Below are 18,908 nucleotides of genomic sequence, written 5' to 3'. Positions count from 1 at the left end.
GACTACCCGCCCCCAACGGCTGCCGCGGCGTATTACGGGCGGGTGCAAACTGTTACTCTGGAAGGTATGCAAACGGTAATCTGCCCCGGGTCTTTTGACCCCATTCACAATGGTCACGTAGACGTTATCGCACGCGCAGCCAAGCTCTACGGCAACGTCATTGTGGCAATCGCCCACAACTCGGCCAAGAAGTACAGCTTTACCCTGGACGAGCGGCTGGCCATGGCGCAAGAGACCTTCGAGTATCTGGACGGCGTGCAGGTAGAACTCATGCCCAACGTGCTACTTGCCGACTACGCAAGGTCGCGCGGTGCGGTGGCCATTGTCAAGGGAGTGCGCAATGCGGCGGACTTTCAATACGAGGTGCAAATGGCGTCAATGAACCGGCACCTGACCGGCATTGAGACGGTCTTTCTGCCCTCCGACCCCAAATTTAGCCACCTTTCCTCCACGATTGTTCGCGATGTGACCCGCTACGGCGGCGACCTCACCCCCTACGTGCCGCGGCCGGTGCAGAAACGCCTGGAAGTTAAGGTCACAGAAACAGGGCTTGAAGATTAACTTTCTGCATGGAATAGTTGAAACGTAGCCAAACTGCAACTACAGTTTGTACTTGGTCAAAGCTTTTCATAAGGGAGTTCGTCATTTCACGAAAAGATTCATCGCCCCTGAAGATCTCCGTAAGGGATCTGAGTCATCGACCGGGGACCATGGAAACCCTCGATGAAGTAGTACCAGCGCCAGAAGATTTTGGCAACGCTCTCATCTCAGCAGAAGAGGGTTCGGATATTGAGCTCAATCTCCGACTCGAATCCGTTGTAGATGGTATTCTGGTTACCGGCACTGCCACTGTTGACGTTAACGGTGAATGTAGCTTGTGCCTTGATCCGGTTGAAGAAACCGTTTCAGCAGATATTCAAGAGCTCTTCGTATTTGAGAAGGTTGCTTCTAGCGATTCTGAAGACGAAGAAGACGAGCAGTACGCCGTGGAGAACGACACCATCGATCTCGAACCGGCTCTGCGGGACGCCGTAATTTTGAAATTGCCGTTCCAGCCCCTCTGCAAGGACTCTTGCCAGGGTTTGTGTTCCCAGTGTGGAATCCGCCTGGAAGAAGACCCGGGGCATCACCATGAGGTGCTTGATCCGCGCTGGGCTGCCCTAGAAGGCATGTTCAGTGAGGACAAATAAACTTAAATAATTGTTAATTCGAGAGAAGAGAGATAGCTGTGGCTGTTCCCAAGCGGAAAATGTCCCGTGCTAACACCCGCGCCCGCCGTTCCCAGTGGAAGGCTAAGGTTCCTCAGCTGGTTAAGACCGTTGAAAACGGCAAGGTAACCTACTCACTGCCTCACCAGGCAAAGCTGGTAACCGACTCAGCAGGCAACGCCCTGTTCTACGAGTACAAGGGCCGCAAGGTAGCTGACGCTTAATAGTTAGCATGAAAAACTCTGATTCATCAGATTTGTTGAAACGTCTCGGTGTCAATATTGACGCCGAGACGTTTCAGCATGCACTGACACATTCTTCCTACTCCTTTGAGAATCCCGGTGTGCCCAATAACGAGCGCCTGGAATTTTTGGGGGACTCCGTGCTGTCTCTAGCTATTGCTGAAGAGACCTACGTTCGTTTTCCTGACCTAGACGAGGGCGAGCTGGTGAAGCGCCATCACGTGGTGGTTTCTGCCTGGGCCCTTGCCAAGGTAGCCCGTAGCCTGGAACTTGGCCCCCATATTCGTATGGGTAAGGGCGAGGCTCGCTCAGGTGGTGCTGATAAAGACAATATTCTTGCCGATACGATGGAGGCAATCTTCGGTGCCTGCTATCTCTCCAACGGCCGTGAAGCGGCCCGCGAGCTGGTGCTACGCCTGATTGGCCCCATGCTCTTTGACGAAGAAATTTTGGAGGGCGGCCGCGACTGGAAGACCGATTTGCAGGTGCTGGTTCAGGGGCAGAAGCTGGGAGAGATCCGCTACCGGGTGACCGGTGAAGGCCCCGACCACGCCCGCACCTACTCGGCGGTAACCGTGGTGGGTGAGCGCGAGTTTGAGGCTGCCGTTGCCTCAGCCAAGAAAGAAGCTGAGCGCCTCTCTGCCCGCCTGGCTTTCAAGGCCCTGGGCGGGGTCTAATGCCTGAGCTACCCGAAGTTGAGGTGGTTCGCTCGGGCATAGTTTCCCACGCCCTGGGCAGGGTGATTGAGTCGGTTTCTGTGTTGGACGAGCGCTCCGTCCGACGCTCTGATGGCGGTTCGGCTCGTTTTGAGGCTCTTCTACCGGGGCTGAAGATTATGGACGTCGCCCGCCGCGGTAAGTACCTGTGGCTGCTTCTCGGCGACTCAGCTGGGCAGTTGCTGGACGAGGCCCTGGTAGTTCATCTGGGCATGAGCGGGCAGGTTCTTTTCAAAACCGCAGACTTTCCGCCCGAGAAGCACCTGAAAATTGTGCTGGAACTGGGGGCTGCTCAAGAGAGCGCCACCCAGCTTCGCTTTATCGACCAGCGCATTTTCGGTGGCATGTATATAGATACCCTGGTGGAAACTACAGACTCAGCCGGGGCGTCGGTTGCCGCCGCCTCACGCTCGGAGCTGGGCGCCGCCGTCCTGCCGTCCAGCGTTGCGCATATCGCCCGTGATCCGCTGGATCCGCACTTTGACGTTGCTGCTTTCCGCAAGAAGATGCTGCGTACCTCATCGGGGATTAAGCGGCTTCTGCTGGACCAGTCGGTGATTTCTGGGGTGGGAAATATTTATGCTGACGAGGCGCTGTGGCAGGCTAAACTGCACTACGCCAAGCCGGCTCGGTCTGTCTCGGCGGCTCCGACCAGAGACCTGATTCTGGCGGTGCAGCGGGTGATGGAGGCAGCACTTGAAGCCGGTGGCACCAGCTTTGATTACCTTTACGTGAACGTCAATGGGCAGTCGGGCTACTTTGATAGGTCGCTGAACGCCTACGGGCAGGCAGGTAAGCCCTGTAAGAGGTGCCTGGCTAACGGCATTTCATCTATTATGGTGAGGGAACCTTTTATGGGTAGAAGTTCTTACCGATGCCCCAGGTGCCAGAGAAAGCCGCGGGGATTATAAGGTCTGCTCTAACTCTTTGAGAGTAACATTTTAGAATTTTTCCAAGAAGTAAGCCCGTTAGAGCTCCGGCCTGATACGAACACTGCTGCGGTGGTGGGGCTTGAAAAAAGAATATCTTTGGTTGTTATAAAATTATCTAAGGCATCTTGATGGCTTTTAACTTTTTGTTCTCTACTAGGAGGGCAAGAAATTGTTTGGTCCTTACGAATTCTCGAACCTGACAGAACAACAAAACCGTCAGATGTTTGTCTACCTTTAGCAGAAAAATCGGAGCCAGAAAAACTTAAAATATTGTTATTGCTGACTGGGTTAGCTTTAGATTCTGAAGAAGAATCTTTTTTATCTATATTTTTAGCATCATCGATAGGTTCAAAAACCTTGTACCCTAAGGATCCTACTGCGATAGTCGTAAATTCGATGAACTCATCCAGCTCTGCCTGCTTCTCTTCAGTTACGTTGCCTCTGGAAGGGGAATTTCCGTTGGCAACAAGGTATCTTCCAGACTCTACTGCTAAACAATAAAATTTATGCTCTAAATAGCTAATTTCAGTGGGTCCGAAATAATCCTCGGACGTAGTTATGATGACCGCATGAGTGTAGTAGTCGAGTCGATCATTATCATGTTCAATAATTCTTCCAGCTGTACCATTGCCATTCAGACGTGATCGAGCTTGCCCTACATATACTGTTGTTCGGTCGTCCTGGTCTGAGGTTCCAAAAAGCAAGTACACGCCGTTGTGATTTAAATCTGGGCGTTCTTGCGCTAGCTCTTTTAGCTGTGTACGCGGTATGGGCCAGTCGTGGATCTTGAACTGAAACAGGCTCTCGATACAAGCGCAGTCCTTAGAGTACAAGTGAAGTCCCCAAGTACAAGGCAATACTTGTACTCGGGGACTCTGCTTGTACCTTCGGCTGCCCGGTAAGGATTAGCTTGAACCTTCGCCGGCTGAGCTTTCTCGAGAGTCCATTTTTATACCGTTTTTCTCCGATTTTCGGTATAAAAATGGCCACTCGGCGAGCTTACCCATAATAGACAGGCGCCCAGCATGTTAGGAGACACGCTTTTCTGTCACCTACAGCGCGAGGGGTCACATATCGTTCAGTTTTTGCCCCAAATCGGGCTATTTTTGAACGATATGTGACCCCTCGCGGAGAGAAGGGGACTACTTCTTCTTGTAGACCTGCACCACCGAGGGGCGGGGCAGGGCAAAGGTGCCGTGTTTGCGTTCCAGGCTGCGCAGGGTCTGCGACTGAGCCTTAGAAGAACGGGTCTTCACATAGTCGGGGAAGTAGGAGTGGGGCTCTTCATAGGTGCCGTCCTCACCCGGGTGCTGCACCGCAACGTAGACCATGTTCTCCTGGTCGGCAATCACGGGGCCGCAGGTCTCAGCTTCCTTGGGCACAGCCAGGAACTGCTCCACCTTGCCACGGTTAGCACCCTCAAGACCCACACGGAAGAGACCGTCATTGTTCTGGATGGTGCTGGGGGCGCCGTCAGTGGAAATCCACAGGTTACCCGCGGAATCAAAGGCAACGTTATCGGGGCAGGAAATCGGCGAGACCTTGGCGGGGTCGTAGCCCGAGAAGTAGCCGGGATCGTTATCCGCAGGGTCGCCGCAGACCAGCAGGAGGTTCCAGGTGAAGGTGGTGGAGCGCACGTCATTGCCGTCTTCAATCATCTCAATCACGTGGCCGGTGCGGTTGTTGGCACGGGGGTTGGGCTCGGTGGGGCCTTCCTTGCCCGGCTTACCGCGATCGGTATTGTTGGTCAGCGCCGCGTAAATCTTGCCGGTAAAGGGCGAGGGCTCAACGTCTTCGGGGCGGTCCATCTTGGTGGCGCCCATCTTATCGGCTGCAATGCGGGTGTAAATCAGCACCTCGTCAATGCTCATGCCCGGTACCTTCGACTTGTTGCCGTCGGTGAGCTGAATCCACTCGCCGCTACCGTCAAAGGTTCCGTCTGAGGGAACCTGACCGTCGGTGATGTAGGGGGAATTGCCGGTGTAGCGGGCAACGTAGAGGGAGCCGTTCTGAAGCAGGGTCATGTTGTGCTTCTTATCGCCCTCGATGTAGCGGTCGCGGGAAACGAACTTGTAGATGTACTCAAAGCGCGAGTCATCGCCCATGTAAGCAGCCACGTGGCCGGTAGCGGGATCAACGTGAATGTTGGCGCCCTCGTGCTTGAAGCGGCCCAGGGCGGTGTGCTTGCGCGGGGGAGCCTGGGGATCCTGCGGGTCAGCTCCACAATCCAGCCAAAACGGTTGGACTCGTTCTCGTAGCCGGGGTTATTAGCGTTCCAGCGGGGTTCAACAGATTCCCACTCATGAGGGGTGGGCTCGTTGCTGAGCGAGTAGCGGGCGAACTTCTCGTCGTCCTTACCCACAAAGTAGCTGTCGAAGTTCTCCTCACCGGAGAGCACGGTTCCCCAGGGGGTCAGGCCGCCGGAGCAGTTGTTGTTGGTGCCCGCCACCACGGTACCGGTGGAATCGGAGGCGGTCTTCATCAGGTCTGAGCCTGCTGCCGGGCCGTCAATCACGAAAGCGGTATCGGTGGTGATACGGCGGTTGCGCTTGCCACCGACGATGTAAGTCCAGGGAGAGCCAACCTTCTTCCGCTGTAGCTCAACCACCGAGAGGCCCTGAGCCATCATGGCGGTGCGAATCAGCTCGCGGCGGTTATCCCGGAACATAGCCTCAGAGAACATGGCCTGCTCGTTCACGTACTCGTGGTTGCAGACCAAAATGCCGTGCAGGGGATTATCGGCATCGGGAATGATGGTCAGGTAGTCATTGTTGTAACCGAACTGGCGCTCCTGATCCCGAGCAGTCTGATTCTCGGGGTCGAATTCGGGAGCAGATTTGAAGAGGGGATCACCCCAGCGAATGATGGGTTCCCACTCAAAACCGGCGGGCACCACCAGGTCATCAACATCGGCGGCTACGGGGGAGATAGCGTCGAAGCCAAAGGCGGAGGGCTTACCCTTGGTCCAGGAGTTGGGGTTACCCTTGCCCGCGCGACCGGGGGCCGCCTGAGCGGCGTCCTGAGTCTGGACGCCGGCACCGACTACCAGCGCTGCGCCGGCTGCCAGCCCCAGGGCTGCGCGACGGGTGAGAGCGGCGTCAACGATGTCGCGGAAGTAGTGGTTATCGGAGCAGTTGGCATCGGGAGCCAGGCAGGCGTTGTTGCACTTGAGCGCGCAGGTCACTGCCGAGCGCTTGCCGTTGACGTGGCCCAGCATGGGCAGGAACTTGCGGCGGCCTGCGGTGAGTTTCTCAGACATGAAAAAATCTTCCCCTTAGCTTGTCGAAGACAAAGTGTGTTGTGATGCTCAAAAATATGAACCTCACTGAGAGTCTCAGCTTTAGGTAAAGGAAGATTGTGCTGAAGGTTAACGGCAGGTGATGGTTGCGGAAAGCTTGCGAAGGCTTCGGTTTGCAGGGAAGGGGGCAGCGGAGGAAGTAAGGGGCATGCGGACTGTGTAGGGGAGGGGACGCTCGCGGTCAACACCCTTAAACGCCAGCCCCGAGCCAGTTGACCGCGAGCGCCCCCTCCCCTCAGCCAGCGGTGACCCGCTAGGGCTTCTAGCGGTGTGGTTTCACCCGACTGGCATCGGGGCTGGCGTTTAAGGGAGGTCGGGTGAAACCGCACCGCTGGGATGCACTACTACTTGCGGTAGTACCGCCCCAGCTTCTCGTAGCCCTCTTCGATGCTCACCGCAGGCTCCCAATCGAGCAGGCGGCGGGTGAGGCTCTGGTCAAACCAGTGGCTGGTGGAGAGCTGTTCTGCCAGAAAGCGGGTCATGGGCGGTTCGTCTTCACCGGGGCGGATTTCCCAGGCCTTCTCAATCAGCGAGCCTGCCCCACGCGCGAGAAAGGCGGGAACAGAGCGGCTCGGCGGGGTAATTCCGGCGGCCTCGCACATGCCCGCCAGCAGTTCGGCAACCTGGCGGGGCTGGCCGTTGGTAACCACCAGGGGAGTACCGTGAATGTGCTCCAGGCGGCGGTAGCCAGCCACAATGGCGTCCACCGCGTTATCAATGTAGGTGGTATCGATCAGAGCTGTGCCCTTATTCAGAAGGGGCAGGGTACCCTTGGCGGCGCGGTCGAGCACCCGCTCCACCAGCTGGGTATCGCCGGGGCCCCAGACGATATGAGGCCGAATTACGCCCACCCAGAAATCATCTGAGTCAGATTCTAAGGCCAGGAGCTCCGCCATTGCCTTGGACTTCGCGTAGTGGCCGCGCGCCTGCTCCGGGGTGGCGGGGCCGTTGCCCTCACCCATAAAGGAGACTCCGGTGTGGGCCACCGACGGGGAGGAGATGAAGAGGAACCTAGAAATACCGGCATCCTTGGCCTTCTCCACGAGCACGCGGGTACCGCGCACGTTGGTCTCCAAGAAATCCTCCCAGGCTCCCGCAAAAGAGACCTTGGCCGCCAGATGAATTACGCCGTCAGCATCGGAAAGGGCCTCTTCCACCGTTGCAATGTCGGTGATATTACCGCGCACCTGGCGGAAACGCTCCCTGATTTCCTCCGGCAGAAGAGCCGCCAAACCGGCGTCCGACCGTTGCAGGGCGGTGACCGAGTAGCCCTGGCGCAGCAGCTCAAAGACCACCTCGCGCCCCAGCATACCCGAGGCACCGGTGACCACCACCCGCTCGCCGTTTGAGGCCGCAAAATCAGTCAGCGGACGCTGCGAGAAAACTTTACCCATTTACTTCACCTTTGCTTTCTGACCGCTGAGAACCTTGTTAGCCCACTGCGCCAGGAGTGGGCGGTCAATCTTAGAGTTGTGGCGAATATCGGTGGGGTGCTCGCGCACCGCCAGCACCGCTGCCAGCTCAATGCCGGTCTGCTCCGCCACCTTCTGGCGCACCTTGCGGCTCAGTGAGGACGACGCCGGGCCCGCCTTCTTGGCCAGCGGGTCGGTCTCCACCACGGCAACCGGAACCGCCGAACCTACCGGGCCCACAGCTACCACGGCGGCGCGGCGAACATCGGGCACCAGCTCGGCGGCTTGCTCGGCTGCTACCGGGGTGAGCACGCCCTGGCCGGTGACCATCACGTGTGCCAGGCGGCCCTCAACCCAGAGACGTCCCGCCTCGTCAAAGTGGCCAACATCGCCGGTGTGGTGCCAGCCGGGGGTGGAGGTAGAGATTCGCTCGGTGGCCCAGAGAGTGTCGTAGCGATCCTTCACATGCGGTGCTGCCACCACAATTTCACCGGTGACGCCGGGCTCCTGACTAGTTTCGGCCACCGGCTGCCCGGTTTCATCCAGGGGCGCAATGCGCACCTGAGCCGCAAAAACAGGAAGACCCACGCACACGCCGTCGGCGGCCCCTACCATTCCCCGCTCACCGTCGGCGAGAGCCTGCTGAATTTCCTCAAAGGAAACATCGGTAACGGGGAGCGCCTCCGTCATACCGTAGGGGGTGTGAATCGAAGCGTTGGGCACCAGGGTCTGCACCGCCTTGAGCAGGGGAACCGCCAGCGGAGCGCCGGCAGAAAGCAGGGTCTGAACCTTGGCCAGGGCCAGCTTTTGTTCGTGGTTGAGCTCGCCGACGGTCTTGACGATGTTCATCATGGCCGCCGGTGAGGCAAAGACGGTGGTGGCGTCGATAGCCGCCGCAGCTGCACCCAGCGCCGAGGCGGTGAGGGTCTTGGGCTTGGTGACATCCATCTTGGGGGTCACCGAGGTGGCGCCCAGGGCAGGGCCCAGCAGGGCAAAGGGCGCAAAGCCTGCCACCAGGCCGCTCCCGGCGGCCAGCTTGTAGGTGTTCTTAATGGCATCGCGCATAGCGGCAATCTGGCGCTGGGTGTAGACCACGCCCTTGGCGGGGCCGGTGGAACCGGAGGTGTAGAGCACCGCGGCGTCGTCCTCGGGATTGACGGTGTAGCTGGTGTTCTCCGACGTATCGGTGAAATCAGCCAGGGTTGCAATGGCGCCCAACTTTTTCTGAGCCGCGGCCATGCTGGTTTCAGCACCGATGAGCTTACCCGGCCAGCCCATGCTTTTCGCCGCAACCAGGGCACCGCGAATACCCACGATGTAGTCGGGGCGGGCTCCCTTCAGCGCCCGAGTCAGACCCTTCAAGCCCAGGCCGGTATCTGCCACCACAATCACCGCGCCAATCTTCAGGCAGGCGTAAATCAGGGTGGTGAGCTTGGCACCGGGAGGAACCATCAGGTTCACGCGGTCGCCTGCCTTCACGCCCAGGGCAGTCAGACCGTTAGCTACCCGGTTGACGTCTGCCGCCAGCTCGGCCCAGGTGAGGGTAGCGGCAATCTTGGTTTCGTCTTTGGAGTCCATATCGACGACGGCGAGGCTCGAGTCATCGGCGCGGTCGGCGAGTTCGCTGACCATGGGGCGGAAAACGGAGCTGGCTGAGCCAGACAGCTCAAGGCGGGCCTTCTCGTGGGCTTGGCGGCCGGTCTGCTTCCAGAGGAAGCGCTCTTCGAGCCAGTCGAAGAGGGGAGTGGCAATATCCTCGTCTTCCATCACCAGGTGAGAGGCCTTTTCATAGCGGTGTACATCAGCCTGGGGCAGGCGCTTTTGAAGATCCGCCATGTAGCGGCGCTGGAAGACGGGATCTTTGGTGCCCCACTGGAAGAAAGCGGGAACATCAAGGTTCTTAATTCCCTCGGCGATACGCACCATATCCGCATAAGACTCGGTAGCCGGGCCAGCGGGAATATCGGCTACAAACTGGCGGATTCCCTCGCGCAGCTCGGTAGTTTTGTAGGGGGCAGAGTAGGTCTTGTAGACCTGCTTGCTGAGCCCACCCTTCTGCGCCAGGTGCAGGGTGACATCGAGGAAGGTAGAGGTTTTCTGGGTGCCCCAACCGTGAATAGCCGGGTTGAGTGCTAGCTGCAGGGCGGCAGGAATCTTCTCGGCGCCGTCATGAAAAACAGCGGTGTTGGTCAGGGTAACAGCCTTAACCAAATCGCGGTGGTCCAGCGCCCAGCCCAGGGAAATGAGACCGCCCCAGTCGTGCGCCAGAGTCACCACGGGCAGTTCGGTCTGATTGAGCCCCAGCGCGGCGGTGAAATCGCCCAGGTCTTTCACACGATCAGCCAGGCGGCGGTTGCTACCGGTGCGCTCGGAGTAGCCCATGTTGAGCTGGTCAACCGCCACCACCCGCCAGGGATTCTCGGCATTGATACCGGCTGAAAGCACCGAGCGCCACAGATAAGACCAGGTGGGGTTACCGTGCACGGCAAGAATAGTTCCTACCGGCTCAATACCCTGCTCTTGAAGCACCGAGAGATTATCCAGAAAGTGCCACGTATGGGTGGCGCCGGCATCAACGGCGGCGGTTGACGTTACCCGAAGAGTCTTCGACCAGCGGGCATCGACACCCGGCCAGCTTTCAGGGTGGGGTTTGAGGTTCACAAAATCACCTTTCCTAGCGCAGTGATGGGCTTTCAAAATATAGAAGAAGCCCACCCCATCACCGGGGTGGGCCAGCACAGACGGCTACCAGACAATCTCCATCAGTGCGGTGTTCAGGCCGGAGCCCACGCCCATGCAGAGAATACGGTTACCTTCAACATAACCGGGAGCCTCCTGGGCAAGGGTCATGGGCAAGGCCGCCGCCGCCACGTTGCCCCAGTAGGGGAAGGTCATGGGAATCTTCTTCTCATCGATACCCACCGCCTCGATAATGGCGTTGGTGTGGGCATTAGAAATCTGGTGGGTTACATAGGAATCCATAGTGTTCCACTCCCAGCCCTGCTGGTGGGCCTCTTCCCAGGCCTCAGCCACCAGCTCGAGGCCGTACTTGAGCAGACCTGCGGCGTCAGTATTCATACCCTGGTCTGCCTCACCACCGATGCAGAGTTTACGGTGCTCGGTACCGGCACGAGACACCGAACCGAGAATCTTATGCCCCTCGGGGTGGAGGTCTGACCGACCAATCACCGCAGCCGCAGCTCCCGAACCCAGGGTGAGGGTGGCAAACTGAGCCAGAACATCCTCACGGGTGGCGGTGGGCTGATCCAGAATCCGCAGGGCGGTCTTGTGCCAGGGGGAGGGATCCTCACCGGCAACAATCAGCGCATAGTCGATTGCACCGGCATCAATCATGGTGGCAGCCACGGTCATGGCGTTCACAAAGCCCAGGCAGGCATTGGTGATATCAAATTCCAGGGCGTGGCGGGGCAGGTTCAAACGGTCATGAATATTCACAGCCACCGCAGGCTCAAAATTATCGCGGGTCACCGAAGCATTGATCATCAGGCCAATCTGCTGCTTATTAATACCGGCAGAAGCAATTGCCTTCTCGGCAGCCGCCACAGCGCCGTCCTCAAAAGTCATCGACTCGCCCCAGGAGCGGCGCTCGCTGATACCGGCCAGGCGTTCCAGCAGACCCTTAGGCATCTTGAGCCGTTTATAGGTGACCGCCAGCTTTTCATCGAAGTAGCTCGATGAGACAGTCTCGGGAGGAAGCTCATTTTCGATGGAGAGCAACGAGACATTCTGGTGCCGGATATCGGAGTTTTTAGTCAATGAAGGTGCGCTTTCGCTAGCTATTGTTCTTGCAATCCAGGGAAGAAATAGTTTCGGTGCAAAACATCTCAACCTGCTTACTAAGTTTAGTTCTTGATTGCGCTTTAACGCTTTATTTCGCTCTCGGGGCATTATCACAGGGCCGCTAGTTCCACCGCGCGGTGCCCCTGCTGCCGGGCTGACGTGGAATAATAGACGCCTAGAGTTTTCTGTATTTCAACGCCCGAGAGGATTCCCGTGCACCTGAAATCCCTAACCCTGCGCGGATTCAAGTCGTTTGCCTCCACCACGGTCTTTGAGTTCGACCCCGCCATTAACGCTGTGGTGGGCCCCAATGGTTCGGGTAAGTCCAACGTGGTGGACGCCCTGAACTGGGTGCTGGGAGAGCAGGGGCCTAAGTCTTTGCGCGGCGGATCGATGAAGGACGTTATCTTTGCCGGAACCTCATCCCGTTCCTCCCTGGGCCGCGCCAAGGTAACCCTGGTGATTGATAACTCTGATTCCGCTCTGGATTTTCCCGCAACCGAGGTAGAAGTTTCCCGCACGATGTTCCGTTCGGGTGGCTCTGAGTACGAGATTAACGGTTCTGCGGTGCGCCTGGCCGACGTGCAGGATTTGCTCTCGGACGCCGGTGTGGGCAAGAGCCAGCACGCGGTGGTGGGTCAGGGGCACATTGAAAGGATTTTGCACGCTTCCTCCCTTGAGCGCCGCGGCTTCATTGAAGAGGCCGCCGGGGTGCTGAAGTACCGGCGCCGGGCTGAGAAGGCCGAGCGAAAACTGGCGAACCTGAAGGCTAACCTCGACCGTCTTGAGGATCTTGAGGCTGAACTTCTCTCTCAACTAGAACCTCTGGGCGAGCAGGCTGAGACTGCCCGGGAGGCCCGTGAGGTGCAGGCGCAGGCGCGGGCGCTGCGCTCAGACTTGCTGGCCGCCTCTGCCGCGGAGCTGGTGCGGCAGCAGAAGGAGCAGGACGACGCCGCGGCGGCTGTGCGCCAGCAGCAGCGGCGGGCGCAGGCGGAAGTAGAGTCATCCGAGAACAAGCAGGTTTCACTTAACCGGGAGTCTGAGAAACTGCGGAAACAGATTGAATCCCTTCGCCAGCGCATCGTCACCCTTGACCAGCTACTTGCCCGAGCGAGGGCCGTTGCGGCGGTGGCAGCTGAGCGCCTGCGGAGCCAGCCGGACAGCACCCTGGCTGGGCACCGGGAGCGGATTACCCGCGCTAAAACCGAAGAAAGTTCTCTGGCGCAGCAGGTGGAGACCTGGCAGAAGAAGCAGACTGAACTTGCCCGGGAGCTGGAGCAGCATAAAGCGAAGACGGAGGAGCTTTCTCACCTTCTAGTTCAGGGTGAAGCTGAACTGGAAAACCTTGAAAATCAGCGGCAAAACCACCGCACCAGCGTTGCTGAACTTACCTCGGCTCTGGCTGTTGCCCGCGCCCGGGCTGAAAAGGCAGAGGCTCTCAAGAGTGAACGTGAAGATGAACTTGAAGAAGCCCGCCGGGTGCTGAAGAATCTGCAGAGCGTGCTTGAAGAGGCAGGCAATGCTGAACTTGAGCGCACTTCTGAGCTCAAGGGTCTTGAAAAGTCTGTGGAGGAAGCCCGCACGGAAAGAAGCAACCTGGCCGAGAATTTAGAAAAGGCCCGGCAGCGAGTTACCGAGCTTCAGCTGAGCCACGAGGGGCTAAAAGCCCAGCACGCAACCCTGCGGCAGGCCCTCGATACTTCGGGTAGCGAGGGGAAAGAAACCGTCCCGAGCCACCTTCAGCGTGTTTATGAAGCCCTGACCGTTGAGAAGGGCTGGGAAAAGGCAGTCGCCCGCGCCCTGGGAGAACTTGCCGAGGCATGGCTGGTGGAAGAAGAAACCGACCAGGAATTTTCCCGGGTTTTTCTGCGGAGAAAGGGCAAGGGCAGCTCTGCGCAGACAGGGGAGACCTCGGTGAGCCTTCCCGCCAAATACACCCCCGCAACCAGCCTTATCAGCGGTGAAGCTACTGTGCTGACCAGCCTGGAACCCATACTTGCGGGCGTGGCGCTCTGCGAGAACCTGCCACCCCGCTCCAAGTATGAAAAGCAGCTGGCTAAGTACCCGGGCCTTGTGCTCATTGCAGCCAACGGCGCCATGCACACTCCGCAGGCAACCTTGCTCGGTCAGGGGATCCAGCGCTCTACCCTGGAAACCGCCGCCCAGATTGCTGCGGTGGAAGAAGAACGGGCCACCGTGCAGGGGGAGCTCACCGCAGCCCAAGAGGCGGTGAAAGGTGCAGAAGAAGAATTTGAGCAGTCTCGGCAGCGGGAAAAGACCCTGGCCAGGTCGGTGGGCTCTGCCCGCGCAGCACTGGCAAGCGCCAGCGCTGAATTGATGAGTCTGAAAAGCCGGGGAGAATCGGCCACAGCCGACCTCAAGCGACTGAGCAAGAAAGCTGAAACCGCAGCAGCCCTTGAGGCAGAAGCCCAGCAGGAGCTAGAAAAAGCCGTAAAGGAACTCGATCGGGCGGTTGCCACCCAGCCGGCAGCGGGGCTGACCGAACTCAAAGAGAAGAACCAAGAACTACGCGCCGAACTCAACAGTCTAAAAACAGAGCTGGCCACCCTTGAGGTACGGGAAGAAAACGCCCGCCAGCAGGCAGCTTCTTGTCAGCAGCAACTTCTCGCAAGCCGACAGGAGCTAGACCGGCTCACCGGTGAGCTTGCCCAGCAGGAAGAACTGGAAAACCTGCACCGGGTGCAGAGGGCCCAGGCGGGCTCGCTTCGAGGCCGGGCCGAAGAGCTAGAGACCGTTCTCAAGAAAGAGGCAGAAGCTGCTCGGGAGGATCTCTCCTCAATCCAGCGCAGCCGCAAAGAACTGGCTGAACAAGAGGAAGCTGCCCAGGATGTCAGAAAGCACCTGCGGGCAGAGCTAGACCAGCTGACCCGCCAGCTGGGGGATGTGGGTATCGAACGAGCAAAGCTAGAGGCCCAACGGGACAACCTTGAGAGACGGGCCGAAGAAGAACTCTCGGCAGACCTCGAAGACCTCCTCGAAAATTTTGCCCAGCGTCAAGAATCTTTTGACCGAAGCGAGGCAGAGCGAAAGCTGGCCGAAGCTCAAAAACAGCTGGAACAGCTGGGAACGGTCAACCCCCTGGCACTTGAGGAATACAGCGCGCTGGAACAGAGGCACAGCTACCTCAAAGAGCAGATTGACGACCTCAAGAAGTCCCGGTCAGATATGCGCTCGCTGATGAGGCAGCTCAACCAGCATATCCGCGATGAATTTACCCGCGCCTTTGAAGAAACCAGGGAGCAGTTTGAGCGAATCTTTGCCGAGATTTTTCCCGGCGGTGAGGGAACTCTGGTGCTGACCGACCCCGACGATACTCTCGAATCGGGAATAGACATTCAGGCCCGTCCGGCAGGCAAGAAGGTCAAGCGCCTCTCCCTGCTCTCCGGTGGCGAGCGCGCCCTGGTTTCCCTGGCCCTACTGACCGCTATTTTCGCGGCCCGGCCCGGCCCCTTCTATGTGCTGGACGAGGTGGAGGCCGCACTTGATGACAGGAACCTCTCCCGCATTCTGGAGGTCTTCAAAGAGCTGGCGGTCCACAGCCAGCTCATCATTGTTACCCATAAGCCCCGTACGGTTGAGATTGCCGAGGCTATCTACGGAATCAGCGTGGTAGACGGGGTTTCACAGGTCATGAGCCAGTCGGCCTCCGCCCTCAAGAAGGAGATTGAGGGCTAAAGACCCTACTTACCCGTGTAGCCGTCGTCCGCCAGCTCCCGCGGAAAGCGGGGGTTGCGCCAGGGTAGCCAGCCCAGGGTGCAGACGAGCATAAAGACGGCGGAGAGTGCGAAGGCGTGGCCGTAGCCAAACTGATCGGCGATAAAGCCGGCGAGAATGGGGCCGATGATTTGGCCCACGTCAGAGGCCATCTGGAAGTAGGCGAGCACCTGGCCGCCGTTGCGGGAGTTACCGATGATGTCGGCGACCGATGCCTGTAGGGACGGCGCCAGAAAGCCCGTGCCGATTCCGGTCAGAGCGCTGAAGACGGTAAAGAGCACCGGCGAGGGAGCGTAGCCCACCAGCAGAGTGGCGGTGCCCGCGATGAGCAGGCCGGTGAAGATGAGGCGGCGTCGTCCAAACCGGTCAGACAGTGCCCCCGAAATGTTCTGGCTCAGCGCGTTTCCGGCGGCGTAGAGGGCCAGTGCCAGACCGGCGAGCACGGTGCCACCGGCGTTGGCGTCGTAGTTTTCACCGGCGTGGTAGGAAGTGAGCAGGGCAACAGCTGCCAGGGGCATGAGCGAAACCCGCAGACCCAGGGCAACCCAGCCCATCGCAAAGTTGGTGGTCAGGGCAGAACGATAATTGGTAAAGCGCCAGGCTTCGCGGAACTGAAGCTGGGGCCTGCTAGCGGCGGTGGACGTAGAGCCCTCCGAGGAATCCTTGAGGAAGATAAAGACCACGGCCGCGGCGATAAAGAGCGCAATACCGTAGATGATAAAGGGCAGACGCATGCCCAAACCCGCCATGGCTGAACCGGCCACCGGGCCCAGAATATTTCCCAGTAGGAAGGAGGTGGCGTAGTAGCCTGAGATTCTGCCGCGAATCGACGGGGGAGAGTGCCGCACCAAAAGGCCCATAGCTGAGACCGTGAACATCACCGAGCCAATGCCGCCGATAGCGCGCGCCACCAAGAGGGTGGGGTAGCTGACGGCGAAGGCGGTGGCCAGCGAGGAAAGGGCAACGATAATCAGCCCCACGATGTAGGTGGGACGTTCACCGAATTTGCCCACCAGTTTTCCCGAGGACGGCGCGAAGGCAAGTCGCGCCACCGCGAACATAGAAACCACCGCTGAGGCCGCCATAGCGCCGACGTCAAAACTCGCGGCATAGCGGGGGAGCACCGGGGCGATGAGGCCAAAGCCCAGAGCAATCACGAAAGCGGCAACAATGAGCACCTTTAGCTGGGCGGGAACCTTTACCTTCTCCTGCCGAACAGAAGCCGGTTCCGAAGAAGACATCTCTTGCTGTTGGGCGGCTACCGTGGGCAGGGCAGCGGTGATGGGACCTTCACCGTGGTCGGCGCTGGTGCGGGGATTTTGTTCAGCCATAAAGCATAACTTTACCTCTAAAAACTGCGCCCGTAGTGAGTGTGTGAGAAGCTAGAACCATGAACGATACCCTGACTCTTCTTTTGTATATTTTGTTGGGTGTAGTGGTTCTGGGCGCTCTTCTGGCTTTCTTTTTGCGCAAGCCGAAGGCGCCCAAGGGCGGCTATGACTCAACGCGCGATGCTAATGATCAGGCCGAGGCACCGGGGTCAGACCTTGACCGGCCAGCACCGGTTGCTGGCCGTCTGGTTCGCCTGCGTGAGCGCCTGGCCCGCTCGAATAACCTGCTGGGTAAGGGACTGCTGGCCCTGCTTTCCCGCGACAAGATCGACCAGGATGTCTGGGACGAAGTCGAGGAAACCCTGCTGATGGCGGATTTGGGCTCTGGCCCCTCAGAGCGCCTGGTTTCTGCCCTGCAACAGCGGGTGCGCGTGGAGGGTACCGAAGACCCTGCCAAGGTCAAGCAGATGCTCAACGAGGAACTGCTGAAAATTGTTGGCCCCGATATGGATCGTTCTCTGAAGCTGGACGGCGAGGGGGAGAACCCCGGCGTGGTGCTGGTTGTGGGTGTAAATGGCGTGGGTAAGACCACCACCGTGGGTAAGCTGGCCCGCGTGATGGTGGCTGAGGATAAGAAACTTCTGCTCGGAGCCGCCGACACCTTCCGTGCCGCCGCCGCCGACCAGCTGGAGACCTGGGGCTCCCGCGTGGGCGTGGAGACCGTGCGTTCTGATAAGGACGGCGCTGACCCGGCTTCGGTTGCCTTTGAGGCGATTAAGCAGGGCAAGGCGCGCGGCGATATTGACACCGTGATGATTGATACCGCTGGCCGCCTACAGAACAAGGCGGGTCTGATGGACCAGCTGGGCAAGATCAAGCGTGTGGTTGAAAAGGAAGCACCGGTGACCGAGGTGCTTCTGGTGATTGATGCGACCACCGGCCAGAACGGCATGATTCAGGCCAAGGTTTTTGCCGAGGTGGTTAACATCACCGGTATTGTGCTGACCAAGCTCGATGGCTCTGCCAAGGGTGGCATTGTGGTGGCTATCCAGGAGGAACTGGGCGTTCCTGTGAAGCTCGTGGGTCTGGGGGAAGGCCCTGACGACCTGGCCCCCTTCGATGCTCAGGGCTTTGTGGATGCCCTGCTGGACTAGCTAGCCCCTCCCGCTAAGGAGCCGGCTTCTGTGCAAAGAACCGTTTGATCAAACGGTTCTTTGCACAGAAGCCGGCTCCTTTTCTTTTGTGTTCCCTCTGTCACGATGCTAGCTCCTTAACTCCATCACTTTTGGGGACAAAATATTCTGCCCCCAACCTTTATTTCGCGCCTGTATCTCTTATGTTTCAGGCAGAAATACAGTTGGTAAAAACCAGGTGCCACCAGCCCAAACAAATTTGTTCCGTGGTCTAACAGGTGTATAACAGAATCTGTGTTGCTTACATAAATGCAACCCCTATCAACAACATTTAGGGCAAGGATTTTAGATGCACCTACAACCTAAAGATCAAGAAAAACTGATGGTCGTTGTCGCGGCAGATTTGGCCCGGCGCCGTCAGGCCCGGGGGCTCAAGCTCAACTACCCCGAAGCAATCGCGATTATCACCTATGAACTACTCGAGGGTGCCCGCGACGGGCGCACTGTTTCAGACCTGATGAACTGGGGAAGCACCATTCTCACCCGTGAGGATGTTATGGAGGGTGTTCCCGAGATGATTCCAGACGTTCAGGTTGAAGCGACCTTCCCCGACGGCACCAAGCTGGTGACCGTCCATAACCCCATTCGTTAGGAGCTTCTGTGATTCCCGGAGAATACATTCTTGCCCAAAACCCGGTAACCTGCAACGCCGGGCGTGAATCTATCACCCTCGAGGTGCTCAACCGCGGCGACCGCCCCGTTCAGGTGGGCTCCCACTTCCACTTCGCCGAGGCCAATCGAGCCCTAGAATTTGACCGCCAGGCAGCGCTGGGCCACCGCCTCGATATTCCCGCTGGCACCGCTGTTCGCCTGGAGCCCGGCGATAAGACCACCGTCAAGCTCATTCCCCTGGGCGGAGACCGCATTGTCTACGGTTTCCGTGACCTGGTAGACGGCCTCCTTGACCCGCACGAAGCAACCACTTTCACCGAAGACGCCGGTGAATACAAGCGTCCTCGTCGTTCACCGGTTGGTGGCGATGCCCCTCAGCCGCTCCAAGAGCGCGAAGGCTATTCGAACGAAACCAACGACTAGGCGCG

14 protein-coding genes and 1 pseudogene are annotated in these 18,908 nt (G+C 58.6%); 9 read left to right on the top strand and 6 right to left on the bottom strand.

The window, feature by feature from the left end; genetic code table 11:
• The first annotated feature begins 66 nt into the window (after nt 1-66).
• From coaD to mutM, 5 genes are all read left to right on the top strand, one after another.
• A complete protein-coding gene (coaD, locus tag IEV00_RS02695) occupies nt 67-561 on the top strand; it encodes a pantetheine-phosphate adenylyltransferase (protein ID WP_188358778.1) in 495 nt (164 codons plus the stop codon).
• A 149-nt stretch (nt 562-710) separates the two neighbouring features.
• Entirely contained in the window at nt 711-1,190 is a 480-nt protein-coding gene (locus IEV00_RS02690; protein ID WP_188358777.1) for a YceD family protein, read from the top strand.
• A 38-nt stretch (nt 1,191-1,228) separates the two neighbouring features.
• A complete protein-coding gene (gene rpmF, locus IEV00_RS02685; RefSeq protein WP_188358776.1) occupies nt 1,229-1,432 on the top strand; it encodes a 50S ribosomal protein L32 in 204 nt (67 codons plus the stop codon).
• An 8-nt stretch (nt 1,433-1,440) separates the two neighbouring features.
• Complete coding sequence (gene rnc / locus IEV00_RS02680) at nt 1,441-2,127, top strand: ribonuclease III (protein ID WP_188358775.1); 687 nt, start codon at nt 1,441-1,443, stop codon at nt 2,125-2,127.
• The gene (mutM, locus tag IEV00_RS02675) at nt 2,127-3,077 is read left to right on the top strand and encodes a bifunctional DNA-formamidopyrimidine glycosylase/DNA-(apurinic or apyrimidinic site) lyase (protein WP_188358774.1); all 951 of its coding nucleotides are present in this window, start codon (nt 2,127-2,129) and stop codon (nt 3,075-3,077) included. Before rnc ends, mutM begins: the two co-directional genes overlap by 1 nt.
• An 8-nt stretch (nt 3,078-3,085) precedes the next feature.
• Here the strand turns inward: mutM and IEV00_RS02670 are convergent, their stop codons facing one another.
• The 5 genes and pseudogenes from IEV00_RS02670 to IEV00_RS02650 form a co-directional block, all read right to left on the bottom strand.
• Entirely contained in the window at nt 3,086-3,931 is an 846-nt protein-coding gene (locus IEV00_RS02670) for a GIY-YIG nuclease family protein (protein ID WP_188358773.1), read from the bottom strand.
• 309 nt (nt 3,932-4,240) lie between these two features.
• Nucleotides 4,241-6,357, bottom strand: a pseudogene (locus IEV00_RS02665) (PhoX family protein).
• A gap of 383 nt (nt 6,358-6,740) precedes the next feature.
• On the bottom strand, nt 6,741-7,790 hold the full coding sequence (locus tag IEV00_RS02660) for an NAD-dependent epimerase/dehydratase family protein (protein ID WP_188358772.1): 1,050 nt from the start codon (nt 7,788-7,790) through the stop codon (nt 6,741-6,743).
• Nucleotides 7,791-10,469: an alpha/beta fold hydrolase gene (locus IEV00_RS02655; RefSeq protein WP_188358771.1), complete on the bottom strand. Its 2,679-nt coding sequence runs from the start codon at nt 10,467-10,469 to the stop codon at nt 7,791-7,793. It lies immediately after the preceding gene.
• Between the two features lie 84 nt (nt 10,470-10,553).
• Nucleotides 10,554-11,585: a 3-oxoacyl-ACP synthase III gene (locus IEV00_RS02650; RefSeq protein WP_229723026.1), complete on the bottom strand. Its 1,032-nt coding sequence runs from the start codon at nt 11,583-11,585 to the stop codon at nt 10,554-10,556.
• A gap of 237 nt (nt 11,586-11,822) precedes the next feature.
• Here IEV00_RS02650 and smc point away from each other — a divergent pair, with 237 nt between their 5' ends.
• Complete coding sequence (smc, locus tag IEV00_RS02645; RefSeq protein WP_188358769.1) at nt 11,823-15,305, top strand: chromosome segregation protein SMC; 3,483 nt, start codon at nt 11,823-11,825, stop codon at nt 15,303-15,305.
• Between the two features lie 5 nt (nt 15,306-15,310).
• Here the strand turns inward: smc and IEV00_RS02640 are convergent, their stop codons facing one another.
• Nucleotides 15,311-16,675, bottom strand: a complete 1,365-nt coding sequence (locus tag IEV00_RS02640) for an MFS transporter (protein ID WP_229723025.1) — start codon at nt 16,673-16,675, stop codon at nt 15,311-15,313.
• Nucleotides 16,676-16,734: 59 nt separating this feature from the next.
• Between IEV00_RS02640 and ftsY the strand changes: the two genes are divergently transcribed.
• The 3 genes from ftsY (at nt 16,735) to IEV00_RS02625 (ending at nt 18,903) form a co-directional block, all read left to right on the top strand.
• Nucleotides 16,735-17,829, top strand: coding sequence for a signal recognition particle-docking protein FtsY (gene ftsY, locus IEV00_RS02635; RefSeq protein ID WP_188358768.1), 1,095 nt, complete (start codon nt 16,735-16,737; stop codon nt 17,827-17,829).
• Between the two features lie 328 nt (nt 17,830-18,157).
• A complete protein-coding gene (locus tag IEV00_RS02630; protein WP_188358767.1) occupies nt 18,158-18,460 on the top strand; it encodes an urease subunit gamma in 303 nt (100 codons plus the stop codon).
• 8 nt (nt 18,461-18,468) lie between these two features.
• On the top strand, nt 18,469-18,903 hold the full coding sequence (locus IEV00_RS02625; protein ID WP_188358766.1) for an urease subunit beta: 435 nt from the start codon (nt 18,469-18,471) through the stop codon (nt 18,901-18,903).
• The last annotated feature ends 5 nt before the right edge of the window (nt 18,904-18,908 follow it).

It is taken from the genome of Rothia aerolata (genome assembly GCF_014635585.1).
Classification (GTDB): Bacteria; Actinomycetota; Actinomycetes; order Actinomycetales; family Micrococcaceae; genus Rothia; species Rothia aerolata.
This window is presented reverse-complemented; position numbering and strand designations above follow the sequence as displayed.